Here is a 16,219-nt window from a genome sequence, read left to right as displayed (position 1 = left end):
AAAAGGATCATGAAAGCGATAGTTACAACTCTTTTGGCCATAGCCATACTGGCTATCCCGAAGGCAACTCTAGCCTCAGGCAATGAGGGCGACACAGTCATCATAGAGCTCAACAATAAAAGCAAAATCTTAATCTATACCACCGATAAAGAAGCCTTAAAAGACCTGGAGCAGTATGATGTGAATAAAATGATACAGGACTTGAACAGTGCACTGAACTCGAAAAAAATCGAAAAAGTGGAGCTTCAAGATGAAAACGGCAACAAATACATGAAAGATACCACGTTGATCCTAGGTGATGGTGATGCCAAAACCAAAATCAAAATCGGTAACCTGGAATTAATGGTAGATGCCGACGACTGGGACGAGCTGGAAGACGAATTTGATGATGATCTACCTGTGAGAAGATATGATTACGAAGAGCGTAAAATAGACCGAACTCGTCACTACTTCAACGTAGACATAGGGATGAACAACTGGTTGGATGGTGGTGAATTCCCTGATGCAGAAGGTCAACCATACACTGTGAAGCCATGGGGAAGCTGGTATTTTGGACTAAACAGCGTCAATCGTACTTGGGTGTCCGGACCTCTCTTTCTGGACTGGGGGTTTGGGTTTAGCTGGTACAACTGGAAAATGGAAGATCCTAACATCGTTGTTCAAAAAGGTCCCGACAACATAGAATTCATTGATGCTACATTGGCTGATCCAAATTTCAGTGGCATCAAAAGTAGACTTACTGCACCCTATGTAAATGTATCATTCGTGCCAATGCTGGACTTTGCCAAAGGAAGAAGAAAGGTCAAAAACCTTGAGCGAGGCAGCGTAAGTTTCCGTACATATAAGAAACAAGGAATTCGCTTTGGTGTAGGTGGGTATGCCGGATATAGAATAGGAGGAAATACTAAAGTGGTCTATAGAGAAGATGGCAAAAAGCAGAAGGATAAGACCAAAGGCAACTACTATCTGGAGAACTTCCGATATGGCATCAGAGCACAGGTAGGCTACAAAGGATTGGACTTGTTCGCCACTTATGACCTGAATAACGTCTTTGCCGGTGACAGAGGACCTGCAGGTAGTGATGGGCTGAACGCAATCACCGTGGGCATCACACTATAACTGTATCAACAAGCAGCATGCAACCAAAAAGGGTGGCCAACAGGCCACCCTTTTTACTTTCAATTTTCCTATCAGAATAAGTGATTATCGAATCACCAACTTCCCTTCGGTAGAGTAGCTTCCCATATCGAAAATGATCACATATACCCCGGGATTCAAACCTGAAAGATTGATCCGGTGTTTGCTTTGCACCTCTTTCTTCTCCCAATGATGTCGATAAACTGCTTTCCCCTCCATGTTGTAGATATCCAAGTGAACATCTCCTTGATGATTATTATCGATCTTGATATTCAGATAATCGTGCACAGGATTGGGATATGCAGAAATCCCAGCTTTGGCCAAAGATACCAGGCCAAGTACCTGCTCCACACTCAGCTCAAACATCTGACTAGTAAAAGCTCCTCTAGCGTCTAGCGCATCCACATAAATAGTAAACAAGTCATCCATTCCTGAGATGGACAGCCCGTTAGTCTGTAGAATAGTTCCGGAAATAGTGAAGCTTGAGTTATCAGATTCCTGATCCGCTGGCATGTCCTCCTCACTTTGCAAAACAAACTCTATGGCGTCTTCTTCAGGATCAGTGGCACTGAATTCACCAACTTCATACCCGTCAGTCTGAAAATAAGAAATTATCTGATTGCTCAATGAAATGGAGCCTGGGGCTTCATTCACATCAGCAATAGCAATGGCAAAACTCTTCTCTATAGACTCACCACCAGAGTCAGTCGCTCTTATCCGAATTGAATAACCTGATTTGTTCTCAAAATCAAAAATCTCGGCACTCACCAAGTCACTTCCATCAATAGAGAAACTAGCATTATCAGAGTCTCCATCACCTGACACCAACTCAAATGTGTAAGTGTCATTTTCATCCTCATCCTCAGGATCTAGCATCCCAATAAGGTTCCCTACCTCTAGCTCTTCATCTATTTCCATATTAGTTAGGCTCAGATCAGATGGAGCATCATTTTCATCTGTTACATTGATCATCAAGATGTTGACGACTGTTCCATCTGCCGTTTCACTTGCCACACGAATGCTCAAGTCCGAAACCTCCTCGAAATTGAGCCCTGAGGCAGTAACCAGTGAATTTCCGTCAATTGAAAAAGAACTATTATTAGTATCTCCATTTCCGGCAATCAAACTATGGGTGGCACTGAGACCACTTGACAAACTTAAAGTACCCACAGCAAATCCTGCAGCCTGGTTTTCAGGAACAGAATTGCTGGTCAGCTCTAGAGAACCAATATCCGTAGCATCGTAAACTTCAAACTGATCAATGGCGATGCCTTCTGCAGTGACCGAACCGTCACTAACCAGAAAAAAGGCGAACTCAACATAAGATTGTCCAGCCAGGAAACTCAGGTCTGCAACTGCCCTGGAATAACCTCCTGATCCGGTCCATCCATCTTCATCAAGTGCGGCGAAATTATCATTATACCAGTTGGCCGTGCCTGAAGTGACAATACTAAAATTACCACTATTGGCTGTTCGGTAAGCCAAAACTACCCCGTCATAAGTAACTTCCAAATCATACTTCAGATCAAATGCTACCTCAGGTTCCAAAAGGTCAGCTAAGTTGAAGCCCGGAGAAACCGCCGACTCGTATGCATTGTCTGGATAATTACTATCCAGATCTGTCATCAGTGCTCCTGTTCCCTGCGATGCGGCTGATAGGTTGGTTTGATTTGGTGTGCCCACCTCCCAGATGCCATTGAGTGCCCAACCATGATCGGCAGATTCAAAACCTTCCAGGTAAGGAAAAGAACTAATAGTAATAGGCTCTTCTTCACTCTGAATGGTAATCGTCTTACTGTCATTGGAGGTATTTTCATCACCTAAGAGCTCTACAGAAGCCTGTAGGGTGTACTCACCCACGTCAGAAAAGTCGAAAGAAGTTGGGAAGGTATATGAAAAACTAGACCCCGCTGGGATCGGAGTACTAATTACTTCCGTTGCCTGAACCGTAGTATTCACACTATAAGACAGTTCGTAAGAATTGGCCGACTCAGATCCATTATTTCTTACGGTCACTTCCACTGATTCCGTCCCAAGGATACCTGATGATGGAGCATCTATAGAAACCAATTCCAAATCCACCAGCGAGGTAGCCGTGGGAGTGGCTGAGTAGACACCATTACCGTGAGTACCTACTACCACAAGGTTGTCAGAATTTCTTGTAACGACATGCTCTACCACCACTGCACCCAGGTTTTCGATATCTTCCTGTTGCCATGTAGTTCCTGTTCCATTTAGGCTCGTTGCAGTAAAAAGCCCCACGCTTGTACCTACAATGTAGGTAGCTCCATCTCCCAAAATCCGTGCAGTTCTGATGGATGGTCCACTACCAGTGCCATCACTGTTTTCTTCCAGATTGCCGCTCACATCCGTCCAATTAGTTCCACCATCAGTCGAATGAAATATACTTTTTACTCCGTAGTTGGATACGACAAGCAATACTTCATTGGAATTGACCTCATTTACTCCAATACCAGAAACATACCTACCAGAAGTCTCTGTTGGTGAAATATTGGTAACTGTTGGGCTCGATGTGTTCGCTGATTCCACTTTAAATACCAGTCCTTCGGTGGTTCCCAGATAGGTGGTACCGTTTCCTACTACACCAAATTCAGAGATTACGTGCCTATCTCCAGTTATCTCGGGAATATCAATACTCTTCCAACCTGTAGAGGTATTTCCGGTGCTGGCCTGAGTATTCAACCATAAGTCTGCATTACCACCCAGGTAGAAAATCTCATCGGACTCCGTATCCAGGTAAAAAGGCGTGATAAACAAATCGGTCTCATAGCCCGATGGAGTAAACTCTGTGTATCCATTTGGAGATGAGTCAGCGCCATCTGCATAAGCTACTCGGTAGATATTGGCATTTTGTGATGACATGAATCTTTTGGTTGCATCACTAGAATAAGCGCTATATGCCCCATCTCCACCAAAAGGACTCACCCAGGAAGCTGTAGGTGAAGTAGTCAGTGTCTCCCAGGTACCATTATCCTGTAGCCCAGCCAATATCTGATTATCCGGACCTACTGCTACTGCGTAAACCTGAGTGGTTAAATAGCCATTGTTTAATGGAGTCCAGGTGATAGGAAAAGTAGCGTTATCTGTGGCTCTAATGTCTGCGGTAAACTGAAGACCTCCATCATTTCCAGATATCACCTTGTTTGGATCTGATGGATAAAACACAAAACTGTGTTGATCCGGGTGGTGATCATTGTACAATGCATAGGAATTATTATTAGGCGTATATCCACCGATCCAACTGGTGTTATTAGTAGATGAAAAGCCATCTGTCGATCGATACAAGTTGGTACCACCAATGATGACAAAATTTTCATCATCCGGCTTTACCTTGATCAGCAAATCATATCCTCCCTGACTATCAAAGTCGCCAGTCTGGCCACCTTCTTGGGGTATATTGGATGACAAATCCGTCCAGCTTCCTGTGGAATTATCGTACTTCCATAAACCATGCCCAGAGGCATGATCTGGATCTTCTAAAAGCAAGTAGACAATGTCTTCATTGGAAGCAGCAATGGCCAGCTCACCCCGATCACCAGATGCTAAGGATGGGAAATTTGGTGAGGAAATGTCCGTCCAACTGGCACCACTGTTTGTTGATTTCAACACTCCGACTGTAGCAATGAATGCATAAGCTACTCCACCAGTTCCTATAGCTACATCTGCCCAGGCTCCATTGGAAGAATTATTATAGGTATGATTCCATGAAGTTCCACCGTCTGTGGACGTATACAAACCAAAGTAATTGGCCAGAATAACCGTTCCATTTTCAGGATCCACTACTATTTCGTGGTTAATTTCAAATGCGGTATTCCAAGACTCTGGATGCTCCGTGGAAGTACTGGCAAGTTTGGTCCAGCTCACTCCATTATCTGTAGATTTGAAAATACCATCTCCAATATAAAAAGCGCCTGTTCCAGAAGCAGAATTACCAGAATACTCACCAGTGGTATAGTACCAGGTATCTGTGCCTCCATCCTGCGCAATGGCAGTTACACTTTGTAGTTCATTGCTTCCTGTGGTTTTGGACCAGGACTGTCCGCCATTGGTAGACCTCCAGACACCTCCAGACACACCACCAGCCAGGATGATGTTTTCATCACTTTGATCAATCGCCAATGCCCTGGTACGACCACCCACATTGAATGGTCCCCTATTGGTCCAGTTGGACAGGTTCTGTGCTACCCGCGAAGAGGATTGATCTATCTGAAGTTCCTTGGAATAAAAACTCAATTCCTTTTCTCTGATCAAGCTTGGAATCTTACCCGTTTTAGGGTCTTTGTATTTACGATTCATAAACTCAGTTCTTGCCTCAGGATCATCCTTTTGATCTGTAGTAGACATTTTGCTGAGGTATTTACCCAGTGGATACTCCTTTTGTGCCAGCAATGGCAAACACAATAGGGTTAGTGCCAGTGCTAATAGGTTAATTCGGCGATTCATGTGGTGTTTTATTTTTCTTTAAATTTCGATGCAGTGTAGCTACCTCCTCCAGGACCTTGAGCATAGGTCAGAACAAACATAGAATCAGCTAAATCTAGCTTGGTTGGCACGCTCACAGTGTCTCCAGCTCCGATCTTTTGTTTGAAGCTAAACCCAACTTCTTTTACATCCCGAATGAGCAAACTCGTGGTACTTTCATCTGAAGAAAGAACGGTTGCCAAAACCAGACAATCATCAGGATTGACTCCAGGTGGCTTTACCTCAGGTACTTTTACTTCCTCCGGTTGTGCGGTCTCCTCCGGTTTACTTGAGGACGGCTTGTTTTTGCATTGGCCTAGCATGAAGGTAAGCAATACAAACAGATAGGTGTATTTCATCAAGACGGTGTTTTAAGTTTAGCAAGGAACGATTTTATTTGACGAATCGCAAATCTCACGTGACTGATTGCTTGCCCCAATCGGCCAAATCTGTTTGCGACACACCAATGTGCTGCGCTATTTTCTCAAATGTGGGTCTAATCATACTAAATACGAACATGACCGCTAAGTACACCCCGGAAAACAACTGGGATTTGGTGAGGTAAAAGCCAAGACAAACCAGGATAGCCCCAACTTCCAGGATTAAATAAGATTTCATTCTTATCTTCAGATAAAAGTCCAATTTTGACTCAATTGTATTCTTCGCTGATAGCTCACTCTGGTGCCTGGCCGGAAATTGGATTCCAAACCAGACGATCAAAACCACCAAAACAGTAACTACACCTTGAATGACCGGTGACACTTCGGCGGAAACCAAGGGTGGATCGGGAAACTCGCTTTGTGTGTCTAAAAAAATCAATGCAAATGGAATAATTGAGATGGCCACTGCTCCATTGAACCACAAATTCAACTTATTGTAAAATCGCTCCCATCGATTGTATTTCTCTGCCATAATGGATGAAGTGTAATAGCTTCAAAGCTAAACACAATTAGCTTCACAACCTTTTTGAAAATCTCGCGTTATTTAGATTGATATCAATATGATATCATTTTAAAAACTAAACCTTACAGTCATGCAATCACATGAAAAATCACATTCGCCTTTGTCAGGATACGTGGCTCTGTTTTTTTGTTTAATGCTTCTATTTGGATCCGTTGCGCTCCTGGTAGTCAGCAAAAATGCATTTTTCGGATTTACCTTTTTAATAGGACTCATCATGGTGCCAGGTTTCTTCTTTGTCAACCCCAATGGATCCAGAGTATTGGTATTATTTGGGAAATACATAGGTACAGTCAAGGAAAACGGGTTCTTCTGGGTGAACCCATTCTACTATAAGAAGAAAATATCATTGCGAGCTCGCAACTTTGATAGTGAGCGCGTGAAAGTGAACGATAGTATCGGCAACCCAATTTTGATCTCCGTCATCTTGGTCTGGAAGGTACGGGATACGTTTGCCGCAGCTTTTGAAGTAGATGACTATGAGAACTTCGTACGTGTCCAAACGGATGCAGCAGTAAGGAAGCTTGCAGGCAGCTATCCTTATGACAACTTTGATGATGCTCAGGCCGAGATCACCTTGCGATCCGGGCTAGATGAAGTAAACGAGCATCTGGAGCGAGAAATTGAAGAGCGTTTGTCCATTGCTGGAATACAAATTCAAGAAGCTCGAATTGGTTATCTAGCCTATGCTGAAGAAATCGCTGGAGCCATGCTGAGAAGACAACAAGCTACAGCTATCGTAGCTGCAAGACATAAAATAGTAGAAGGTGCCGTGAGTATGGTAGAAATGGCACTGGATCAAATCAGTCAAAAGCAACTGATTGAGCTAGATGAAGAGAAAAAAGCCGCTATGGTCAGCAATCTGATGGTAGTACTCTGTGCCGATAAAGACGTGGCTCCCGTGGTTAATTCTGGTACTTTACATCATTAATCATGAAAGGCAAACTGATATACTCTGAGAAACAGACATTTCGCAACACCTTCTTTTGGTGGCTCCAGGCTATGATCAGCCTTGGAGTCATCGGAATGTTCGCGTATGGTGTGAGTAAGCAACTCATACGAGGTGAGCAATGGGGCAACACGCCCATGAGCGATACGGCACTGATCATTACGGCATTGATATCCTTCATCATCCTTGGAGCTGTCCAATGGTTACTATCTTCGATGACGCTGTTAATCGAGATTGACCAGAATAACCTGTACTATTCGTATTTTCCATTTGTGCGCAGTAAGAGAACGCTGACCAAAAAGGACCTGACCTCCCTGGAGGTACGCAAGTACAAACCTATACTAGAGTACGGCGGTTGGGGCTATCGAATCAGCTTTAACAATGGCAAAGCACTTAATATCAAAGGAAATTGGGGTTTGCAGCTCGTGCTACAGAATGGTGACAAACTTTTGCTGGGCACTCAAAAAGCTGAAGCACTGAAAGAGGCAATCAATACGTTACAGCAAAACTGGAATGAGCGGTAGATTATGGCCAAAAAGAAACCATTTGTCCTCAGAATAGATGAAAACACTTTCAAAGCAATTGAAAAATGGGCTGCTGATGAGTTTAGAAGCACCAATGGTCAACTGGAATGGATGATTCACAAAGCACTCAAGGAGGCTGGCAGATTACCCAAAAACAAAGATGAGAAGAACTAACCTACCTCTACTTTAATCCTGGGTGATTTTGGTTTGCCCACACAGAGCAGCACATAACCTTCATCCATTTCAGATTGGCTGATGCCATGTGCGTCTTCCTGATCCACTTCTCCTTCCAGACATTTGGCTCGGCAAGCGGTACATAGTCCACTCTGACAAGAGTACGGCATGTCCAATTCAGCATCCAGACCGGCATCCAAAATCGGTGTGTCACCATCCACCTCTATCACATGCTCTTCTCCATCCAGGACAATAGTTACTTCACTTTTGAGGCCGTCTGTAGAGGCTTTGGAGTCATCCACCACCACGGCCGGCGAGGTTTTTCCAGCATCAAAACTTTCCTTTCGGATTTTTTCATTCTGAATTCCAAGAAGTTGAAGCCCCTCCGAAGCGATATCCATCATAGGTTCTGGACCACAGATGAAAAACTCAGTGTCTCCATCTACTCCGAGCCCATCTATAATATCTCGCATGGATTCGGCTGTCGGTCTACCGGAATGCTGAGCAAATCCATTGTTATCTTCAAGAATATGAACCAATTCAAATCGATCCCCGTGTGTTTCTTTCAGTTTAGCCAGAGCCTCCTTGAAGATGATATGACCTTCTGTGCGGTTACCATACACCAACGAAACCTTACTATTTGGCTCTTTCAAAAGAATTGATCTCAAGATAGAGTACAGTGGTGTTATCCCACTGCCGCCCCCGAGAAATACGACGTGACGTGAACTAGCATCCGAGTAGTCCGTGGTAAACATACCCATGGGCTCCATGATCTCTAGCTGATCTCCAGCCTTCACCGAGTCGTTTAGGTAGTTGGACATGATCCCTCCTGGGACTCTTTTGACAGTAACAGCAGGAAACTCATCTATGAATGGCGTAGTACACAGTGAATAAGCTCTTCGTACTTTTTTACTTTCTACCTCCTCTATAATGGTTATGAACTGTCCCGGCTGATACGAAAAAGGTCCTTCCGGTTTTTCAAATACGAGGTTCACAGCCTCTTCAGCTATGTTTACCACCTCTCTGATGGTCAGGGTTTGATACCTGCTATCTGATTTCTTCTCTTTCTTTTTTTTCTTGAAAAACCCAAAGGCCATAATTCCTGATTTTTTAAAGTCCCGCAAAGTTAAATCTCTAAGGTTTGCCTGACAAGTTTCGCCCAGATTAACCCGCCCTGCTGCTGTATCATTTACCAATACACGAAATCAGGATTGGCTGATATTATATCACTCTTTTAATCCATTTGTTCGTTATTGGTTAGGCGAATGAGCTATTTTTGCACCTTCAAAAATTTCACGTTCATGCAACTCAACGATCTCACAGCCATCTCACCAATAGATGGTCGATATAGAAACAAGGTAGAATCATTGGCTCCATACTTTTCAGAATATGCCCTGATCAGGTACCGTGTAAAAGTTGAAGTGCTATACTTTATTGCGCTTTGTGAGATCCCTTTACCACAACTAAAGGGAGTAGACAGCTCCAAATTCCCAAAACTGATGGAGATCTATGAAAACTTTGACGAAGCTGATGCTTTGAAAATCAAAGAAATCGAAAAGGTGACCAACCATGACGTAAAAGCTGTTGAATACTTTATCAAAGAAAAATTTGATAATCTTGGCCTGGCTGACTTTAAAGAATTCATCCACTTCGGGCTTACTTCTCAGGATATCAACAACACCTCCATCCCACTCTCCACCAAGGATGCTTTGGTTGAGGTTTTCATTCCTTACTTGGATCAGATCACGGCGCTAATCACCAACATCTCCAAGCAATGGAGCACTATTCCCATGCTGGCAAAGACTCACGGGCAACCTGCCTCTCCCACCCGACTAGGTAAGGAAGTGGAGGTTTTCGTTAAGCGCCTTTCTGATCAGATAGACCTGCTAAAAACCACAGCTTATGCCGCCAAATTCGGAGGTGCTACAGGAAACTTCAATGCGCATTTTGTGGCTTATCCCAACTATGACTGGCATGCGTTTGGTGATCAATTCGTTGCGGAAAAGCTAGGATTGAAACGTAGTTTTCCCACCACCCAAATAGAGCATTACGACCACTTTGCCGCTTTGTTTGATGCGATCAAGCGAATCAATACCATCTTACTGGATTTCAGCAAGGATGTGTGGCAGTACGTGTCCATGAACTACTTCAAACAGAAAATTAATCCCAATGAAGTGGGGTCTTCAGCTATGCCTCACAAGGTAAATCCTATTGATTTTGAGAATGCAGAAGGCAACCTTGGCATAGCCAACGCTTTATTTGAGCACTTAAGTGCTAAACTGCCTATCTCAAGACTGCAGAGAGACTTGACGGATTCTACGGTCCTGCGAAATGTAGGCGTACCGGTGGCACACACTTTATTGGCACTATCGTCTTTGAAAAAAGGCATCAATAAGCTGGAAGTAAATGAAGAAGCGATCCGAAAAGACCTGGATGACAACTGGGCAGTAGTAGCCGAAGCTATTCAGACGATCTTGAGAAGAGAAGCTTACCCTAATCCATATGAGGCACTGAAAGCCCTGACCAGAACCGGTGATAAAATCACTAAAGAAACCCTGCACGTGTTCATCGATGAACTGGATATTTCGGATGCGATCAAAGATGAACTGCGAAAAATCACACCATTTAATTACACTGGCAAATAAACCCTGCGGTGGATTCGTTCGAACCAAAATCACTTAAAGAATGGGATGACTGGCTATCAAGCAACCACTCATCGTCCACCTCCATCTGGCTCGTACTTTCCAAGAAAGAAAGCGGCTTACCCTTTATAGAAGTGAATGATGTCATAGAAACGGCTCTCTGTTATGGCTGGATTGACAGCTTGCCCAATAAGCTAGACGATAAACGGTTCAAACTTCGGTTTTCACCACGAAACCCAAAGAGCAACTGGTCCAAAGTGAACAAAGAAAAAGTCTCACGGCTGATCAGCGAAAACCGAATGAAAGCGGCTGGTCTCGCCATGGTGGAGCTGGCTAAAAAGTCTGGTACCTGGAGTGCTCTAGATGAGGTAGAAAACCTCGTGATCCCGGAAGACCTCCAAAACGAATTCGCAAAGTACTCGCATGCCAGCACCAATTTTGACGCCTTTCCAAAATCAGTGAAGAGAGGTATCCTGGAATGGCTGTTTAATGCCAAACAGGAGCAAACAAGAACGAAACGCATTCAGGAGATTGTTGAGAAAGCTCAAGAAAATATACGAGCCAATCAATATCGGTAATTAAGCACGCACTCCGGCAAGCAAGTACAAGACCGCCATTCGCACAGCCACGCCATTCTCCACCTGATCCAATATGATCGAATGATCAGAATCTGCCACATCACTGGACAGCTCCACTCCTCGGTTAATTGGTCCCGGATGCATGATCACTATTTCTTTATTCAGTGACTCCAAGAGCTGTTTATTGATCCCATAGTAGAGTGAATACTCTCGCAATGAAGGAAAATAACGCATCTTTTGTCGCTCCAGCTGGATGCGGAGCACGTTGGCCACATCGCACCACTCCAGTGCCTTACGGATATCCAACTCTACTTTCACTCCAAGCTCACCTATGTGCTTTGGCAGCAATGTGGCCGGACCGCAAACCATTACCTCAGCTCCTAATTTTTGTAGTGCGAAGATGTTGGACAGTGCCACACGAGAGTGCAAAATATCACCCACAATAACCACTTTTTTACCAGCCACACCGCCAGTTTTCTCTCTAATGGAAAAGGTATCCAACAAAGCTTGGGTAGGATGCTCGTGAGTCCCATCCCCAGCATTGATGATATTGGCATCTATGTGTTTGGCCAGGAAATGTGGTGCCCCTGGACTGCTATGACGCATCACCACCATATCCACCTTCATGGCCAATATGTTGTTTACTGTATCTAGCAGGGTTTCACCTTTCTTCACAGACGAACTTGCACTGGAGAAGTTGATCACGTCCGCTGACAGTCTCTTTTCTGCTAATTCAAAGGATAGTCTGGTGCGTGTAGAGTTCTCGAAAAAGACGTTGGCCACTGTGACATCTCGCAGCGATGGTACTTTTTTTATTGGTCGGTTCAAAACATCTTTAAAATTGTCGGCGGTCTCAAAAATTAATTCGATCTCCTCACTGCTGAGGTTCTTAATCCCAAGTAGATGTTTTGTTTTTAACTGACTCATTCAGCTTCGTTCATTAACCAAATATTGTCTTTTTTCCCTTGTTCTACCAACTCCACCAGCACACGCTGGGAAGGCATGGTATTCACCTTCCGGCCGATGTAGTCTGCCGCCACGGGAATATCCCGGCTATACATTCTATCTATCAGCACCAACAGCTCCACTTTTGCTGGCCTGCCAAACATGGTCATCGCGTCAAGTGCAGCGCGAACCGACCTACCGGTATAGAGCACATCGTCTATGAGTATGACATTTTTATCCTCTATAAGGAATGGTACTTTCGTTTGATTGGGAGTGATTGGCTGATCTCTACGTCGAAAATCATCTCGATGAAAAGTGGTATCCAGATAACCAAGATTGATTTTGATCTCCAGTACTTTTTCTAACTCCTTGCGGATTCGCTCGGCCAGATAAATACCGCGAGGCTGCATGCCCAAAATGACGGTATGCTCGAAATTCCCATGATTTTCAATGAGGTGTTGACACAATCGGCTGATTGTGATCTGGAGCAGCTTACTGTTGAACAGGAGTCGTTTTTGCATGATCAGACAGGCGCAAATATAAATCCATCTAATGGAACCTGCCTAGGATCAATCCAAATTTCACGGACTAATTAGGTTCCCGATCGATGTTGTAAGTAATCTTGTTGATGTAAAAGACTCTGCGTGTATTCCGTCCACCTTCGCCTATATCATTTTGGATACGCTGTTCACCATAGGCGTACATCACATTATCGTACCAGGGTTTCAGACCTTCTATCTCCGGATCTTTTGATTTTACTTCATCTTGTTCATAAGCAAGACGTACCGGATTGAGGGTTTTGCCTTCGTATATCTCATTTCCTTTAATGATTTTTGAGCGGATGGTGTTTTCTTCCAAATACATTAGAATGGTTTTATCCTTTTCGTGATTCACTGCCACAAATTCTTCTAGCGCATAGGTTTCTATGTCATTTACTTCAAAACTATTGTCCCAGATAATATTTCCATTACGGTCAAATGCTACCACTATGGCATGTGTGTATTTATAACCCATGAAACTAGGGTTGTAAGAATTGTAGCCATAGTTATAAGACCCGAATGAACTAGGCGAGGTATAGCTGGAATATCTGGGGTAATATGCCTCAGCAATCATGAGGTATTCATCATCTCTTTGGATAATATCATGAACCAGCAGTCTGTAGCTAAACTTCGGCTTCTTACCTTTTTCCTTCTTACGCTCGATTCGGTCCAGAATTCTTCGTTCTCTCCGTTCATTCATGTATCCGAAGAAATTGGTCAAATCAGCATAGTCGTGGTATTTGATAAATTGTTGTCGTCCATTGACGAATTTGGCCAGATAGAGGCCTCTGCTGTATTGTGAGGCCTTTTTGGAATAGGTGCCTGCCAGATACTGAAAGCCTCCGTAGAAAATGGTGCTGGCTCCATCCACCAAACTCTTCTTCTCCCCGGGGCTTATCACATTGTTTTGGATCAGATCTCCTTGTGAGGTAAAGGTTTTAGCACGCATGGTAAACCGGTTATTGTGCATTTTCTCAGACTGTATCACCGTAAAGACATGCGACTCATCATCAATGATGATATCGATAATATCGCTCTTGTTGTCATAAAACCCTGGTACTACTCTCGGCTTTTGAGCATTTAAGTTAAAGGTGAGTAACACTGGCCGAAAATTGGTATAACCAGATAGGAGAATATTATCGTCTATGACCTCAAAGAAAGTTAACTGGATTGGGAAAACTGTATTGATATCAATACTTCGGAAAGACCCCTCAACTGCATCTATTTCAATGAGCAACAGGTCTTCATTTCGATAGCGAGATGCGTTAAACAGCAGATAATACTTACCGTCGTGATATTCGGTACCAGCCAGATTAGTTTCATTAGAAATGGGGAAAATGCGCGTCCATACCTGATTGAGCGCAGTATCCAACAAATTGAATGTCCAATTGTAAGCGTTACCTACTCGATCATCGGTTTGCAAATACACCAACAGGCCATTGTCCTCGCCATTGATGATATCATACTGCATGGAATACTCAAAAATATTGAATTCCACGCGTCCTGGCTGAACAATCAATGCACTGGTATCCTGATCCTTCTTGCGCTGGCCATAGGAGCTAAAGATCAGTAGCAGGGAAAAGAAAAAAAAGATAATTTTCACTTTCATAAGACACCGTAACATCACAACAACCTTATTAGTAGAAGTGCTAATCGCTTGCTTTTGTTTCCAATCATTTTTCCAAACAATCAACGCCGCTAATCCTTATAAATCTAGTAAATAAAACCGGCGCATCGTATCTTCCGCTTCTATGAAAGTACTAATACTTCGTTTTTCTTCCATTGGTGATATTGTATTGACTACACCGGTCATCCGCAACCTGAAAACGGCCCCCAGAATCACAGAAGTACACTATGCCACCAAACAAGAGTATGAACCACTCTTAACGGAAAACCCATACATCGATCAACTCCATCTATTGGACCCTAACGAACCACTCCTGAGATTCACTAAGAGGTTGCGCCAGGAAAAGTATGATCTAATTGTAGACCTGCATGCCAATTTAAGAACGAGTTTGATCAAACTTTTAGTTCATGGTAAGACGCGTACAGTCCAAAAGCTGAATGTAAAAAAGTGGCTGCTCACTAACTTCAAGATCAATTTGCTCCCAAACGTTCATATTGTAGATCGCTACATGGACACATTGGCCTCATTAGATATCATGCAGGATGAATTGGGACTTGATTATTTCATCCCAGAAAAGGATGAAGTAGAGTTGGATTGGTTACCGGAAGGATATCAACAAGGATACGCAGTAGTGGCTATTGGTGGTAAATACCAAACCAAACGACTCCCTAAGGATCGGCTGATAGAACTATGTGATCGCATCAACAAGCCTATTGTATTAATAGGTGGCAAAGAAGATGCCGATGTAGGTCAGCAGGCAGAAGCCTTCTTCAAAGGTTATGATCACCCGACCATCTACGACAAAGGACTGGAAGAACTGGGGAAAAAGGCGGTGGTATTTAATGCCTGCGGAAAATTTAACATCAACCAATCTGCCTCACTGGTTAAACAGGCTAGCTGGGTATTTAGCCATGACACAGGCATGATGCACATAGCAGCGGCGTTTAAGAAAGATGTGTTTACCATCTGGGGAAGCACCGTTCCTGAGTTCGGTATGTATCCATATAGAACCAAATTCACCATTTTTGAGAACAAAAATTTAAACTGTCGGCCCTGCAGCAAGTTAGGATATGGTAAGTGTCCCAAAGGTCATTTCAAATGCATGAAGGACCTTAAATTCGATTTTTACATCCCAGATTAGCCATTAACTCAACATGAAGACTTTATACATCATCAGACATGCCAAGTCCTCCTGGGCGTTTGACCTGCAGGACATGGATCGACCGCTGGGCATCAGAGGCCGCCGAGATGCCCCCAGAGTAGGTAAATACCTCAGTGACAATGAACCAACTCCGGATCTGATGATTTCAAGTCCTGCCAGTAGGGCTCTTTACACCGGACTACTCATAGCCGATGAGTGGGGCTACCCTGAAGACGAGATTGTACTATCGTCACAGCTCTACCACACCGGGTCCTCAGAAATACTCAACTTGCTGCACAAGCAAAACGATAGCATAGATTCTATTGCCATTTTCGGTCACAACCCAGGATTTACCGAACTGGTAAACGACCTGGGCACGGAATATCTCGACAATCTTCCTACAGGGGGAGTTTGTGGGTTCGATTTGGATATCGAATCATGGAAAGAACTCAAACCAGGCAGTCTATCCAGAAAACTGCTGGTGATCCCTAAAAGACTCCCCAAGTGATCCTATCTGCGAG

15 protein-coding genes are annotated in these 16,219 nt (G+C 43.7%); 8 read left to right on the top strand and 7 right to left on the bottom strand.

What is annotated here, in order from left to right; all coding sequences use genetic code 11:
• Positions 1-9 precede the first annotated feature (9 nt).
• Positions 10-1,119, top strand: coding sequence for a hypothetical protein (locus ACO067_RS16725; protein WP_421876078.1), 1,110 nt, complete (start codon positions 10-12; stop codon positions 1,117-1,119).
• Positions 1,120-1,203: 84 nt separating this feature from the next.
• Here the strand turns inward: ACO067_RS16725 and ACO067_RS16720 are convergent, their stop codons facing one another.
• From ACO067_RS16720 to ACO067_RS16710, 3 genes are read right to left on the bottom strand one after another with little or no spacing between them, the layout of a single operon-like run.
• A complete protein-coding gene (locus ACO067_RS16720; protein ID WP_421876076.1) occupies positions 1,204-5,601 on the bottom strand; it encodes a T9SS type A sorting domain-containing protein in 4,398 nt (1,465 codons plus the stop codon).
• A gap of 8 nt (positions 5,602-5,609) precedes the next feature.
• Entirely contained in the window at positions 5,610-5,978 is a 369-nt protein-coding gene (locus ACO067_RS16715) for a hypothetical protein (protein WP_421876074.1), read from the bottom strand.
• Between the two features lie 55 nt (positions 5,979-6,033).
• The gene (locus ACO067_RS16710; RefSeq protein WP_421876072.1) at positions 6,034-6,531 is read right to left on the bottom strand and encodes a hypothetical protein; all 498 of its coding nucleotides are present in this window, start codon (positions 6,529-6,531) and stop codon (positions 6,034-6,036) included.
• Between the two features lie 121 nt (positions 6,532-6,652).
• On the opposite strand from ACO067_RS16710, the gene ACO067_RS16705 reads away from it, so the two are divergent.
• From ACO067_RS16705 to ACO067_RS16695, 3 genes are read left to right on the top strand one after another with little or no spacing between them, the layout of a single operon-like run.
• Positions 6,653-7,510 carry an SPFH domain-containing protein gene (locus ACO067_RS16705; protein ID WP_421876070.1) on the top strand — a complete coding sequence of 286 codons (858 nt, stop codon included), beginning with the start codon at positions 6,653-6,655 and terminating at the stop codon, positions 7,508-7,510.
• A 2-nt stretch (positions 7,511-7,512) separates the two neighbouring features.
• Entirely contained in the window at positions 7,513-8,052 is a 540-nt protein-coding gene (locus ACO067_RS16700) for a hypothetical protein (RefSeq protein WP_421876068.1), read from the top strand.
• Between the two features lie 3 nt (positions 8,053-8,055).
• Positions 8,056-8,226: an Arc family DNA binding domain-containing protein gene (locus tag ACO067_RS16695; protein WP_421876066.1), complete on the top strand. Its 171-nt coding sequence runs from the start codon at positions 8,056-8,058 to the stop codon at positions 8,224-8,226.
• Here ACO067_RS16695 and ACO067_RS16690 read toward each other — a convergent pair.
• A complete protein-coding gene (locus ACO067_RS16690) occupies positions 8,223-9,323 on the bottom strand; it encodes a 2Fe-2S iron-sulfur cluster-binding protein (RefSeq protein WP_421876064.1) in 1,101 nt (366 codons plus the stop codon). The genes ACO067_RS16695 and ACO067_RS16690 overlap by 4 nt on opposite strands.
• A 204-nt stretch (positions 9,324-9,527) precedes the next feature.
• On the opposite strand from ACO067_RS16690, the gene purB reads away from it, so the two are divergent.
• The gene (gene purB / locus ACO067_RS16685) at positions 9,528-10,871 is read left to right on the top strand and encodes an adenylosuccinate lyase (RefSeq protein ID WP_421876062.1); all 1,344 of its coding nucleotides are present in this window, start codon (positions 9,528-9,530) and stop codon (positions 10,869-10,871) included.
• Positions 10,872-10,879: 8 nt separating this feature from the next.
• Positions 10,880-11,446 carry a YdeI/OmpD-associated family protein gene (locus tag ACO067_RS16680; protein ID WP_421876060.1) on the top strand — a complete coding sequence of 189 codons (567 nt, stop codon included), beginning with the start codon at positions 10,880-10,882 and terminating at the stop codon, positions 11,444-11,446.
• On the opposite strand, the gene ACO067_RS16675 is transcribed toward ACO067_RS16680, so the two are convergent.
• From ACO067_RS16675 to ACO067_RS16665, 3 genes are all read right to left on the bottom strand, one after another.
• Positions 11,447-12,373, bottom strand: coding sequence for an aspartate carbamoyltransferase catalytic subunit (locus ACO067_RS16675; RefSeq protein ID WP_421876058.1), 927 nt, complete (start codon positions 12,371-12,373; stop codon positions 11,447-11,449).
• A complete protein-coding gene (pyrR, locus tag ACO067_RS16670; protein WP_421876056.1) occupies positions 12,370-12,912 on the bottom strand; it encodes a bifunctional pyr operon transcriptional regulator/uracil phosphoribosyltransferase PyrR in 543 nt (180 codons plus the stop codon). The genes ACO067_RS16675 and pyrR overlap by 4 nt, the downstream gene beginning before the upstream one ends.
• A 67-nt stretch (positions 12,913-12,979) precedes the next feature.
• Positions 12,980-14,539 (bottom strand): hypothetical protein, encoded by a 1,560-nt coding sequence (locus tag ACO067_RS16665; protein ID WP_421876054.1) that lies wholly within the window; start codon positions 14,537-14,539, stop codon positions 12,980-12,982.
• A 142-nt stretch (positions 14,540-14,681) separates the two neighbouring features.
• Here ACO067_RS16665 and ACO067_RS16660 point away from each other — a divergent pair, with 142 nt between their 5' ends.
• Together ACO067_RS16660 and ACO067_RS16655 are read left to right on the top strand one after the other, a co-directional pair.
• Positions 14,682-15,698, top strand: a complete 1,017-nt coding sequence (locus ACO067_RS16660) for a glycosyltransferase family 9 protein (RefSeq protein ID WP_421876052.1) — start codon at positions 14,682-14,684, stop codon at positions 15,696-15,698.
• Between the two features lie 13 nt (positions 15,699-15,711).
• On the top strand, positions 15,712-16,206 hold the full coding sequence (locus ACO067_RS16655) for a SixA phosphatase family protein (RefSeq protein ID WP_421876050.1): 495 nt from the start codon (positions 15,712-15,714) through the stop codon (positions 16,204-16,206).
• The last annotated feature ends 13 nt before the right edge of the window (positions 16,207-16,219 follow it).

The organism is Marinoscillum sp. (assembly GCF_965229915.1).
Classification (GTDB): Bacteria; Bacteroidota; Bacteroidia; order Cytophagales; family Cyclobacteriaceae; genus Marinoscillum.
The sequence above is the reverse complement of the archived record's forward strand: the minus strand, read 5'-3'. Positions and strand labels throughout refer to the sequence as shown.

Bases quoted from the DNA above. Each gene is read 5' to 3' on its own strand.
- ACO067_RS16710 (WP_421876072.1), bottom strand. From the start codon at position 6,531: ATGGCAGAGAAATACAATCGATGGGAGCGATTTTACAATAAGTTGAAT.
- ACO067_RS16665 (WP_421876054.1), bottom strand. From the start codon at position 14,539: ATGAAAGTGAAAATTATCTTTTTTTTCTTTTCCCTGCTACTGATCTTT.
- ACO067_RS16700 (WP_421876068.1), top strand. From the start codon at position 7,513: ATGAAAGGCAAACTGATATACTCTGAGAAACAGACATTTCGCAACACC.
- ACO067_RS16720 (WP_421876076.1), bottom strand. From the start codon at position 5,601: ATGAATCGCCGAATTAACCTATTAGCACTGGCACTAACCCTATTGTGT.
- ACO067_RS16695 (WP_421876066.1), top strand. From the start codon at position 8,056: ATGGCCAAAAAGAAACCATTTGTCCTCAGAATAGATGAAAACACTTTC.
- ACO067_RS16705 (WP_421876070.1), top strand. From the start codon at position 6,653: ATGCAATCACATGAAAAATCACATTCGCCTTTGTCAGGATACGTGGCT.
- purB (WP_421876062.1), top strand. From the start codon at position 9,528: ATGCAACTCAACGATCTCACAGCCATCTCACCAATAGATGGTCGATAT.
- pyrR (WP_421876056.1), bottom strand. From the start codon at position 12,912: ATGCAAAAACGACTCCTGTTCAACAGTAAGCTGCTCCAGATCACAATC.
- ACO067_RS16655 (WP_421876050.1), top strand. From the start codon at position 15,712: ATGAAGACTTTATACATCATCAGACATGCCAAGTCCTCCTGGGCGTTT.
- ACO067_RS16660 (WP_421876052.1), top strand. From the start codon at position 14,682: ATGAAAGTACTAATACTTCGTTTTTCTTCCATTGGTGATATTGTATTG.
- ACO067_RS16725 (WP_421876078.1), top strand. From the start codon at position 10: ATGAAAGCGATAGTTACAACTCTTTTGGCCATAGCCATACTGGCTATC.
- ACO067_RS16675 (WP_421876058.1), bottom strand. From the start codon at position 12,373: ATGAGTCAGTTAAAAACAAAACATCTACTTGGGATTAAGAACCTCAGC.
- ACO067_RS16690 (WP_421876064.1), bottom strand. From the start codon at position 9,323: ATGGCCTTTGGGTTTTTCAAGAAAAAAAAGAAAGAGAAGAAATCAGAT.
- ACO067_RS16715 (WP_421876074.1), bottom strand. From the start codon at position 5,978: ATGAAATACACCTATCTGTTTGTATTGCTTACCTTCATGCTAGGCCAA.